Consider the following 10,683-nt stretch of genomic DNA (forward strand, 5'->3'; position numbering starts at 1 on the left):
CAATGAGGTGCTCTACGTCGGCACCGCAATTAACTTGCGGCGCAGGGTAAGTCAGTACTTCAACGGCTCAGATCAGCGGACCCGGATCAAAGAGATGGTCACGTTGGCCGGCTCCGTCGAGCACGTCGAATGCGCGCACGCGCTGGAAGCCGGCGTCCGTGAGCTACGGATGCTGGCCGCGCACGCCCCGCCCTACAACCGGAGATCGAAATTCCCGCACCGCTGGTGGTGGGTGGTGCTGAGCGATGAGGCGTTTCCCCGGTTTTCGCCTGTGCGCACGCCGCGCCACGACCGTGCGGTCGGCCCGTTCAGGTCCCGTGCCGACGCCGCCGACACCGCGGACCTGCTGGCGCGGCTGACCGGTGTGCGCAGCTGCACCAAGCGGTTGGCCCGCACGGTGCTGCACGGGCCGGCCTGCCCGCAGCACGAGGTGTCGCCGTGCCCCGCCGGACGTGATGTGACCGCGGCCCAGTACGCGCCGACGGCCGGTCGCGCCGCGGCGCTGATCGACGGTGTGGACAACGCCGCGCTGGCGGAGGCGGTGCGTCGGATCGCCGAGCTGGCCGGGCGTCAGCGCTACGAGAGCGCCGCCCGGTTGCGCGATCACACCGTGGCCGCGGTCGAGGTGCTCTGGCGCGGTCAGCGCCTGCGCGCGCTGGCCGCCGTGGCCGAGCTGGTGGCCGCGGCTCCCGACGGCGAGGGCGGCTGGCAGCTCGCCGTTATCCGGCATGGCCAGCTCGCCGCCGCTGGGATGGCCCGCCGCGGCGTGCCGCCGATGCCCGTGATCGACGCGATCCGGGCCGGTGCGCAAGTGGTGTTGCCGCAGCCCGCGCCGCTGGGCGGCGCGCTGGTCGAAGAGACCGCGCTGGTCGCACGCTGGCTGACGGCCCCGGGGGTACGCATCGTGTCCGTGACGGGCGACGAGGGTTGGTGCACCAAATTGCGGTCCGCGGGGCCGTGGGCCGAGTGGGCCGCGTCGGCCCGCTCCGCGCGGGTGGCCGCCGAGCAGGCCGTCACCAGCCGCGACTCAGAGCTGCTGACCGAACCGCACCCATCGCGCGAGCAGCTGTTCGGCCGCTCCGCTGTCGATGGCGTCGACGGCCCGGGCAAGCCCGTCCTCCCACGCCGGCAGCCACTCGGCGCGGCTGGATAGCCCGGCATGGGCCACGATCGCGCCCGCGGCGTTCAGCACCACGGCGTCGCGGACCGGGCCCTTGGCCCCGGCCAGCATCGAACGTGCCTCCGCGGCGTTGGCGGCCGCGTCACCGCCCAGTAGCTGATCGAGGTCGGCGCGCGCGAACCCGAACCCGGCGGGATCGAATTTCAGCATGTCCACCGTGCCGGATTGGACCCGCCAGATGGTGCTCGTCGTGGTGGTGGTCAGCTCGTCGAGACCGTCGTCGCCGTGGACCACCAGCACGCTGGACTGACGCGCGGCGAAAACTCCCGCCATCACCTCGGCCAGCTCCGCGAAGGCACAACCAATCAGGCCGGCCCGCGGCTGACCCGGATTTGTAAGCGGCCCAAGCAAATTGAAGACGGTCGGCACACCGATCTCACGCCGCACCGCCGATGCGTGCCGATACGAGGGATGGAACCGCGGTGCGAAGCAGAACCCGATACCGACTTCGGCGACGCTGCGCGCGACGTCCTCGGGACCCAGGTCGATGCGTACGCCAAGCGCTTCCAGCGTGTCGGCTCCGCCGGCCAGCGACGACGACGCGCGGTTGCCGTGCTTGACCACCGGAATGCCGCTGGCCGCCACGACGATCGCCGCCATCGTCGAGAGGTTGACGGTGTTGACGCCGTCGCCACCGGTACCGACGATGTCGACGGTCTCGGTCCCGATCTGCTCGGTGGGCAGCCTGAGGCCGTGCTGCAGCATCGCGTCGGCCAGTTCGGCCACTTCTGCCGCGGTGGGCGCCTTCATCTTCATCGCCACGGCGAAGGCCGCGAGCTGCGCCTGCGTGGCGGATCCGGTCATGATCTGCTCCATGGCCCAGCCGGCCTGTCCGCGCGGCAGGTCGTGCCCCGCGGTCAAAACCTCGAGCACACGCGGCCACGACAGCGCCGTTTCCGGGGGCCGCTGAGATGGCTCCGACGATGACGCCGCCACACCCCAAATGGTCCCATGGCGATCGCCAGCGCGGCGAAGCCGGGCACAGCGGGTCACCATCAACCGGCCCCTGGCGGCCAGACGAATGGCGCAGCCAGGCGAGGGCGGCGGATCGACATGAATTTCGCACACCAAATTGCCGCCCCGGGTGGAGGTCGACAACTACAAAGCGTCATACTTGCGGGGTGACGAGTGCGGTAGGGACCTCGGGTACAGCAATCACGGCGCGCGTACATTCGCTCAACCGCCCAAATATGGTCAGTGTCGGCACCATAGTCTGGCTTTCCAGTGAGTTGATGTTCTTTGCTGGACTGTTCGCCTTCTACTTCACCGCGCGGGCGCAGGCGGCGGGCAACTGGCCGCCTCCGCCGACCGAGCTGAACCTGTATCAGGCGGTACCGGTCACGCTGGTGCTGATCGCCTCATCGTTCACCTGCCAGATGGGCGTGTTCGCAGCCGAGCGCGGTGACGTGTTCGGGCTGCGCCGCTGGTATCTGCTGACCTTTGCGATGGGGTTGTTCTTCGTGCTCGGTCAGGGCTACGAGTACCACCACCTGATGAGCCACGGGACCACGATCCCCTCCAGCGCTTACGGCAGCGTGTTCTACCTGGCCACCGGTTTCCACGGGTTGCACGTCATCGGCGGGCTGATCGCCTTCATCTTCCTGCTGGCCCGCACCACGATGAGCAAGTTCACCCCAGCGCAGGCCACCGCGTCGATCGTCGTCTCCTACTACTGGCACTTCGTCGACATCGTCTGGATCGCACTGTTCGCCACGATCTATTTCATCCGTTGACCAGCATGCGTAAGAACAGGAGTGCTCGGTTGAAGAAACTGGGGTTGAACCGATCGCTGAGTGACCGGGCGCGCCGCCGCCTGCGCCGCCGGTTCTCGGCTGGGCTGCTGCTGGTGTTGGCTCTGGTGGTAGCCGGCGGGCTGGCCGCGGTCCTGACCCCCAGCCCGCAGGTAGCGGTTGCCGACGAGTCTTCCTCGGCGCTATTGCGAACGGGCAAGCAGCTTTTCGACACGTCGTGCGTGACCTGCCACGGCGCCAACCTGCAGGGTGTGCCCGACCGCGGGCCCAGCCTGATCGGCGTCGGCGAGGCTGCGGTCTACTTCCAGGTGTCCAGCGGCCGGATGCCCGCCATGCGTGGCGAGGCGCAGGCGATGCGCAAAGAGCCGATTTTCGACGAGTCTCAGATCGACGCGCTGGGCGCCTACGTGCAGGCCAACGGTGGCGGACCGACCATCGAGCGCAACGCCGACGGCAGCATCGCGATGCAGTCGCTGCGCGGCGGCGACCTGGGCCGCGGCGGCGACCTGTTCCGGCTCAACTGCTCCTCGTGCCACAACTTCACCGGCAAGGGCGGCGCGCTGTCGTCGGGCAAGTTCGCTCCCGAGTTGGAGCCGGCCAACGAGCAGCAAATCCTCGACGCGATGCGCACCGGGCCGCAGAACATGCCGAAGTTTTCCGACCGTCAGCTCTCCTTCGACGCGAAGAAAGACATCATCGCCTACGTGAAAAATGTGACCGAGGCTAAAAGTCCCGGCGGCAACGGCCTGGGCGGCTTCGGGCCCGCCCCCGAGGGCATGGTGGCGTGGATCATCGGGATGGTCGCCGTCATCGGCGCGGCGCTGTGGATTGGGGCGCGATCATGACCAACGAGAGCGGACACCCCACCGACGCCGAACTGAACGCCATGTCGCGTGAGGAACTCGTCGAGCTAGGCGGCCGGCTCGACGGCGTCGAGACCGTCTTCAAGGAGCCGCGCTGGCCGGTTCCCGGTACCAAGGCCGAAAAGCGCGCCGAGCGCCTGGTGGCCATCTGGCTTTTGCTGGGTGGGTTACTCGGGTTGGCGCTGCTGCTGGTGTTCCTGTTCTGGCCGTGGGAGTACCAACCGAACGGATCGTCCGGCAGCCTCGCATACTCGCTGGCCACCCCGCTCTACGGTCTGACGTTCGGCGGGTCCGTGTTGTGCATCGCGATCGGGGCGGTGCTCTTCCAGAAAAAGTTCATCCCCGAAGAGATTTCGATCCAGGAGCGCCACTACGGCGCGGCCGGATCGGATGAGATCGATCGCAAAACTGTGACCGCCAACCTGACCGACGCTTTGGAAGGTTCCACGCTGCGGCGCCGCAAGCTGATCGGTCTGTCACTCGGCGCGGGCCTGGGAGCGTTCGGGCTCGGCACTCTGGTGGCGTTTGCCGGCGGGCTGATCAAGAACCCTTGGAAACCGGTGGTGCAGACGGCCGACGGCAAAAAGGCCGTGCTGTGGACCTCAGGCTGGACACCCCGCTTTCACGGCGAAACCATCTACCTGGCCCGGGCCACCGGCGAAAGCGAGGGGGCGCCGTTCATCAAGATGCGCGCCGAAGACCTCGATGCCGGCGGAATGGAGACCGTCTTCCCGTGGCGCGAGTCCGACGGCGACGGCACCACGGTGGAGTCGCACGAGAAGCTCACCCGGATCCTGGCCGCGGTCCGAAACCCGGTGATGCTGATCCGTGTCAAGGCCACCGACCTGCCCAGGGTGGTCAAACGCAAGGGCCAGGAGAGCTTCAACTTCGGCGAGCTGTTCGCCTACACCAAGGTCTGCTCGCACCTGGGCTGTCCCGCGTCGCTGTACGAGCAGCAGGACTACCGCATTCTGTGCCCGTGCCACCAGTCGCAGTTCGACGCATTGCATTACGCGAAGCCGATTTTCGGCCCCGCCGCGCGCGCGTTGGCGCAACTGCCGATAACAATTGACGCCGATGGGTATCTCGTCGCTAACGGTGATTTCATCGAACCTGTCGGACCGGCATTTTGGGAGCGCAAAACATGAGTCCAAAACTGAGTCCCCCCAGCGTTGGCGACATCATGGCCGGTCAGGGCAATGCCGTCGACTCGCGTTATCACCTGTCGGCCGCGACGCGGCGCCAGCTCAACAAAGTCTTCCCGACGCACTGGTCGTTCCTGCTCGGCGAGATCGCGATGTACAGCTTCGTCGTGCTGCTGCTGACCGGTGTGTACCTGACGCTGTTCTTCGACCCCTCCATGCAGGACGTCACCTACAACGGCGTCTATGAACCGCTGCGCGGGGTCGGGATGTCGAAGGCATTCGCGTCGGCGCTCGACATCAGCTTCGAGGTGCGCGGCGGTCTGTTCGTGCGGCAGGTCCACCACTGGGCCGCACTGATGTTCTCGGCGTCGATCATGGTGCACCTGGCCCGGATCTTCTTCACCGGCGCGTTCCGCCGGCCGCGAGAAGCCAACTGGATCATCGGTTCACTGCTGCTGATCCTGTCGATGTTCGAGGGCTACTTCGGCTACTCGCTGCCCGACGACCTGCTGTCCGGCATCGGATTGCGCGCCGCACTCTCGTCGATCACGATGGGAATGCCGGTGATCGGCACGTGGCTGCACTGGGCGCTGTTCGGCGGCGACTTCCCTTGCGGCGGTGCGGGAGACGACTGTACTGCGGCCGGCTACATCATTCCGCGGATGTACGGGCTGCACATCCTGCTGCTACCGGGCATCATCCTGGCGCTGATCGGTGCGCACCTGGCGTTCGTCTGGTTCCAGAAGCACACCCAGTTCCCCGGCCCCGGCCGCACCGAAAACAACGTCGTCGGCGTGCGGGTCATGCCGGTCTTCGCGGTGAAATCCGGCGCCTTCTTCGCCCTGACCACCGGCATCCTCGGCCTGATGGGCGGCCTGCTGCAGATCAACCCGATCTGGAACCTGGGCCCCTACAAGCCATCCCACGTGTCGGCGGGATCCCAGCCCGACTTCTACATGATGTGGACCGAGGGCCTGGCCCGTATCTGGCCGGCCTGGGAGTTCTACCCGATGGGCCACACCATCCCGGCCGTGGTCTGGGTCGCAATACTCATGGGAGTGATCTTCGGGCTGCTGATCGTCTACCCGTTCCTGGAGAAGCGGTTCAGCGGCGACAACGCCCACCACAACCTGCTGCAGCGTCCACGGGACGTGCCGGTGCGGACGTCCATCGGAGCGATGGCCATCGCCTTCTACATGGTGCTCACGCTGTCGGCGATGAACGACGTCCTCGCGCTGAAGTTCCACATCTCGTTGAACGCGACCACCTGGATCGGCCGCATCGGCATGATCGTGTTGCCGCCGTTCATCTACTTCATCACCTACCGCTGGTGTATCGGGTTGCAGCGCAGCGACCGCGCCGTCCTCGAGCACGGCGTCGAAACCGGCATCATCAAACGCCTGCCGCACGGCGCCTACATCGAACTGCACCAGCCGTTGGGACCGGTCGACGACCACGGCCACCCGATCCCGCTGGAGTACCAAGGCGCTCCGGTCCCGGTGAAGATGAACAAGCTCGGCTCCGCCGGCTCCCCCGGCTCCGGCAGCTTCCTGTTCGCCGACCCGGTCTCGGAGGACGCAGCGTTGTCCGAAGCCCACCACGCCTCCGAGCAGCGTGCGCTCACCGCGTTGCGGGAGCACCAGGACGGCAGCAACGGCAACGGGTCAACGAACGGCCACCACTAGCCGTCATTGCGGCTAAAGCCGTTAAACGCCAAGCGGTCTGAGCGGGCGGTCAGCCGGCGAGCATGCCGCGAAGCTGGCGCACCTGCCGCCAGGGAATCAGCGGCATCACCAGCGTGATGGCCCCGGCAATTCCGTAGCCGGTCCACGAATAGGCATCGTGGCCGATCGCCATCGCATAAGTCGCCGATGCAACCGCGAGCAGCGCCGCCCCCATGGCGCCCATCAGTGCCGCGGTGCCGCGCAGCCAGAAGCGGTCCACCTCGGCGTCGGCTAACGCCGGTCGGTGGGTCGTCAATCGCTCGGTAGCACTCTGCCCGGCCAATGACCCGGACCTGATCGACCGGGCGCTGACGGTGCGCGCCGGCGACCCGGCCGATGCAGCGGCCGGTCCGTCCCGGGTGATTCGCCGGGCCCGCAACAGCATGGGGATCGCCGCCAAAATGATCAGCGCCGAGATGATGATGATCGCGTACAGCACCGACGAGGTGTGCGGGTTCCCCTTCGCAGCGTGGAAACCCCGGCCCAGATCCATCAGCGCAACGAGCGCCGCGACGCTCACCCCCACCAGAACCAGCCAGATGACAGCGCATGACCCGATCGCGATGCGGTCGGCCGTGGCCGGCGAGACCTTTCCGCGCCCGCCCCAGGCTTGCGAGTATCGATCCATCAGCAGTTGACTTGCGGTTGATTATTCTCGTTGGCCGACAACACCGTTCCGTCGCTAGCAGTGACCTTGCAGTTGAGCTTGCTCAGGCGCAGCAAGCTGGACGCCTCGATCGAACCGACGTCAGACGCCGAGATCGGTGTGAGCGTGATCGTCCACGGGATGTAGACGTTGGACAGCGTCCGCCGCATCCCCGAGGCATCGGTATAGGTGATCGTGATTTGGTCGAACGGCGCCTTGGTGCCGGTGACCGAATAGGTGTACTGCTTGGGCCCGGCCGGCGCCGGCGGAGGCGCCGGTGCGGGCGGTGCGGGCGGCGGTGCCGGAGCCGGAGCTGGGGCCGGAGCCGGAGCCGGCGCGGGAGCCGGCGCCGGGGGTGGCGGCGGCGCCTCGCTGGACGGCGGCGGAGGCGGAGGCTCGCTGGACGGCGACGGTGACGCAGGCGGCGGCGTCGTGACGATGATCTCGTCCTGCATCGGCGGCGTCGACGTGGGCGCGGTGCTGGGCGTCGCCACCTTGGTCGTGTCGGTGCGGGCGAACAGCAGGGACACCGAGACTACGAGGGCAATCGCCGCGACGATCGCGGCGATTCCGACGATCCACGGCCAGCGGGCGGTACTGGCTTCCGCCGCGTGAGCCGCTTCGTCGTAGTTGTCGTAGTCGTAGAGATCAAGGTTCGCGGGCACGTAAGGTCCGCTGCTGATGTGTTCGGACTCCGGGGCCGAGTAAGCCCGCGAATAGACGTCGGTCTGACCGGTCTGGCCTTCCGGGTCGGCCTCCCCCGCGCCCGCGGCGAATTCGGTGTCCCCACGCTCGAATTCGCCGCCGCCTTGGCTGGGCTCGACGCCGGGTTCCAGTTGTTCGGACTCTGGTCCGGGTGGATTCGGCCCGCTCATGATCGTCTGTCCTGTTCGACTACTTCATCGGCGTACGCAGCACCGCGGTTGAATTGTTGAACGCGCGCCCCGATGTTCCTCATTGTGCCTCGGCAAACCCTACCCAACCGGATCTCGCATGACATTCTGGGCGACCCGGTCACGGATCAACTGACGCCCTGATTGTGACCTTTGCCGACGTCGGCTAGTGCTTCTCGGGCCCCACGTAGTACTCGAAGACCAACCCGGCCGCCGAACTCAGGATGAACACAACACCGGCGCCGATCAACCACGGTAGCCACAGTGCGATGCCGACGGCCGCCACCGAGCCCGACAGCGCGATCAGGATCGGCCACCAGCTGTGCGGGCTGAAGAAGCCCAGTTCTCCTGCGCCGTCACTGATCTCAGCGCCTTCGTAGTCCTCGGGCCGGGTGTCGAGGCGACGGGCCACGAAGCGGAAGAATGTCGCGATGATCAACGCCATACCGCTGGTCAGCGCCAGGGCCGTGGTACCGGCCCATTCAATGCCGCCAGTGGCGAACAGGCTGGTCAGAATGCCGTAAAGGATCGTGCAGAAGACGAAGAACGCCGCGATGAACTCGAACAGCCTGGCTTCGATGTGCATGGGTTCCCCTACTTGCTCGCTTGCGGCGCCAACTCGCCGCGGCGGGTGTCGAACGGGTGAGTGGTGACCGCGAGCGGAGACTGCGCGATGCCCTGCAACGCCTGGGCATTCGTCTTTCCGGCGGACCGTTGCAGCAGGTAGGCCTTGAAGTCGTTGGGCTGGACCACCCGGACCTCGAAGTTCATCATCGAGTGATAGGTCCCGCACATCTCCGCGCAGCGACCCACGAACGCCCCGGTGCGGTTGATCTGCTCGACCTGGAAGACGTTGACCGAGTGGTTGGCCGCGGGGTCGGGCATCACGTCACGCTTGAACAGGAACTCCGGCACCCAGAAACCGTGGATCACATCCGCCGACGCGAGCTGGAACTCGATCCGCTTGCCGGCCGGCAACACCAGCACCGGGATCTCCGTGCTGGTGCCGACTGTCTCGACCTTGTCGAAGTTGAGGTAGGTGCGGTCCTCGGTGTTCAGCCCGCGGACCGGGCCGACAAGTTCCTCTCCGTGGGAGTCTTTGCCCTCGGGCTTGGAGACCATCGCCGCTTTGCGGGCCGGGTCGGCTCCGTCGTACTTCAGCGTGCCGTCCTTGAAATCGACCTTCTGGTAGCCGAACTTCCAATTCCACTGGAAGGAGGTGACGTCGACGACGACCTCGGGATCCGACGCCAGGTGCAACATCTTCTCCTGCACCACCACGGTGAAGTAGAACAGCACCGAGATGATCAGGAACGGTGTCACCGTGAGAACCAGCTCCAACGGCATGTTGTAACCGAACTGGCGGGGCAGTTCGGTGTCGGTGGCCTTGTGCCGGTGGAACGCGATCGCCCAGAACATCAAGCCCCACACGAGCACACCGACCACCAGCGACGCGATGACCGCGCCGATCCACAGCTGGCGGTTCCAGTCGCCCTCTGTGGTGATGCCCCGGGGCCAGCCGAGCGCGAATGCGTCCGACCAACTGCATCCGCTCAGGCTCACCGCCAGCAAGCCCAGCATGCCGGCCAGTACCGGCAGCCGAAGCCGACGAAGCCCTGCCGAACGGCTCTTCAACAAGCCCTGCGAACAGCCTGGCCCGCGAGATGTCACGGTCGCGCCTCCCTGATTCACAAGCTGGGCCGACAATGCGCATCCCCCGGTCAAGGGGACTGTCGGCTGACTCGCACGTCGAATACTACGCAGCGTAGACCACGCACGCAGCACAGCCGTGCGGAGGCCCGCCGGCCGTCGCGATCGCGTCGTGCGGCATCCAGGGGCCGCCAAGTTTGCGGCATACTGAGCGGCGATGTGTGGACTGCTGGCCTTCGTGGCTGCCGTGGCCGGCGCCGAGCCGCCGAGCAGCGGGCACGCCACGGCCGAGGCCATCGCGCAGGCGTCCCACCTGATGCGCCACCGCGGACCCGACGAACCGGGCACCTGGGTCGACCCGGCCGGGACCGTCGTATTCGGTTTCAACCGGCTGTCCATCATCGACATCGCCCATTCGCATCAGCCGCTGCGCTGGGGTCCGCCGGAGAGCCCCGACCGCTACGAGTTGGTGTTCAACGGCGAGATCTACAACTACCTGGAGTTGCGAGCCGAACTCGCCGAGCGGCACGGCGCGGTTTTCGCCACCGACGGCGACGGGGAGGCCATCGTCGCCGCGTACCACCATTGGGGCGCCGATGCCTTGATGCGGCTGCGGGGCATGTTCGCCTTCGCGTTATGGGACACCGTGACCGGCGAATTGTTCTGTGCCCGAGATCCTTTCGGCATCAAGCCGCTGTTCATGGCCACCGGGACCGGTGGCACCGCCGTGGCCAGCGAGAAGAAATGCCTGCTGGAACTGGCCGACCTGGTGGGATTCGACACCACGATCGACGATCGTGCCGTTCAGCACTACATAGTGCTGCAGTACGT

10 protein-coding genes are annotated in these 10,683 nt (G+C 66.7%); 5 read left to right on the top strand and 5 right to left on the bottom strand.

Features of this window, described 5'->3' with window-relative positions:
• Positions 1 to 1,027: 1,027 nt before the first annotated feature.
• Positions 1,028 to 2,116 carry an anthranilate phosphoribosyltransferase gene (gene trpD, locus VN856_RS06295; RefSeq protein ID WP_325687228.1) on the bottom strand — a complete coding sequence of 363 codons (1,089 nt, stop codon included), beginning with the start codon at positions 2,114 to 2,116 and terminating at the stop codon, positions 1,028 to 1,030.
• 185 nt (positions 2,117 to 2,301) lie between these two features.
• Between trpD and VN856_RS06300 the strand changes: the two genes are divergently transcribed.
• Genes VN856_RS06300 through VN856_RS06315 form a run of 4 tightly spaced genes read left to right on the top strand, consistent with a single transcriptional unit; the run spans position 2,302 to position 6,624 of the window.
• Positions 2,302 to 2,913: a heme-copper oxidase subunit III gene (locus VN856_RS06300; protein WP_325687229.1), complete on the top strand. Its 612-nt coding sequence runs from the start codon at positions 2,302 to 2,304 to the stop codon at positions 2,911 to 2,913.
• Positions 2,914 to 2,942: 29 nt separating this feature from the next.
• Positions 2,943 to 3,776, top strand: a complete 834-nt coding sequence (locus VN856_RS06305; protein WP_414686883.1) for a c-type cytochrome — start codon at positions 2,943 to 2,945, stop codon at positions 3,774 to 3,776.
• Positions 3,773 to 4,942 carry a ubiquinol-cytochrome c reductase iron-sulfur subunit gene (locus tag VN856_RS06310; RefSeq protein WP_325687233.1) on the top strand — a complete coding sequence of 390 codons (1,170 nt, stop codon included), beginning with the start codon at positions 3,773 to 3,775 and terminating at the stop codon, positions 4,940 to 4,942. The genes VN856_RS06305 and VN856_RS06310 overlap by 4 nt, the downstream gene beginning before the upstream one ends.
• Positions 4,939 to 6,624, top strand: coding sequence for a cytochrome bc complex cytochrome b subunit (locus tag VN856_RS06315; RefSeq protein ID WP_325687235.1), 1,686 nt, complete (start codon positions 4,939 to 4,941; stop codon positions 6,622 to 6,624). The genes VN856_RS06310 and VN856_RS06315 overlap by 4 nt, the downstream gene beginning before the upstream one ends.
• A 49-nt stretch (positions 6,625 to 6,673) precedes the next feature.
• Here the strand turns inward: VN856_RS06315 and VN856_RS06320 are convergent, their stop codons facing one another.
• The 4 genes from VN856_RS06320 to VN856_RS06335 form a co-directional block, all read right to left on the bottom strand.
• Positions 6,674 to 7,294, bottom strand: a complete 621-nt coding sequence (locus VN856_RS06320) for a DUF2561 family protein (RefSeq protein ID WP_414686886.1) — start codon at positions 7,292 to 7,294, stop codon at positions 6,674 to 6,676.
• Positions 7,291 to 8,184, bottom strand: a complete 894-nt coding sequence (locus VN856_RS06325; RefSeq protein ID WP_325687239.1) for an MmpS family transport accessory protein — start codon at positions 8,182 to 8,184, stop codon at positions 7,291 to 7,293. Before VN856_RS06325 ends, VN856_RS06320 begins: the two co-directional genes overlap by 4 nt.
• 184 nt (positions 8,185 to 8,368) lie before the next feature.
• Positions 8,369 to 8,788 (bottom strand): cytochrome c oxidase subunit 4, encoded by a 420-nt coding sequence (locus VN856_RS06330; RefSeq protein ID WP_325687241.1) that lies wholly within the window; start codon positions 8,786 to 8,788, stop codon positions 8,369 to 8,371.
• Positions 8,789 to 8,796: 8 nt separating this feature from the next.
• Complete coding sequence (locus tag VN856_RS06335; RefSeq protein ID WP_414686884.1) at positions 8,797 to 9,873, bottom strand: cytochrome c oxidase subunit II; 1,077 nt, start codon at positions 9,871 to 9,873, stop codon at positions 8,797 to 8,799.
• A 196-nt stretch (positions 9,874 to 10,069) separates the two neighbouring features.
• Between VN856_RS06335 and VN856_RS06340 the strand changes: the two genes are divergently transcribed.
• The coding region (locus VN856_RS06340; RefSeq protein WP_414686885.1) for an asparagine synthetase B family protein at positions 10,070 to 10,683 on the top strand (614 nt) is incomplete at its 3' end.

Source organism: Mycobacterium sp. (assembly GCF_035603715.1).
In the GTDB taxonomy this organism is placed as follows: Bacteria; Actinomycetota; Actinomycetes; order Mycobacteriales; family Mycobacteriaceae; genus Mycobacterium.

Excerpts from the sequence above, each read along its gene's own strand:
- VN856_RS06315 (WP_325687235.1), top strand. The coding sequence starts at position 4,939 with ATGAGTCCAAAACTGAGTCCCCCCAGCGTTGGCGACATCATGGCCGGT.
- VN856_RS06330 (WP_325687241.1), bottom strand. The coding sequence starts at position 8,788 with ATGCACATCGAAGCCAGGCTGTTCGAGTTCATCGCGGCGTTCTTCGTC.
- VN856_RS06325 (WP_325687239.1), bottom strand. The coding sequence starts at position 8,184 with ATGAGCGGGCCGAATCCACCCGGACCAGAGTCCGAACAACTGGAACCC.
- VN856_RS06310 (WP_325687233.1), top strand. The coding sequence starts at position 3,773 with ATGACCAACGAGAGCGGACACCCCACCGACGCCGAACTGAACGCCATG.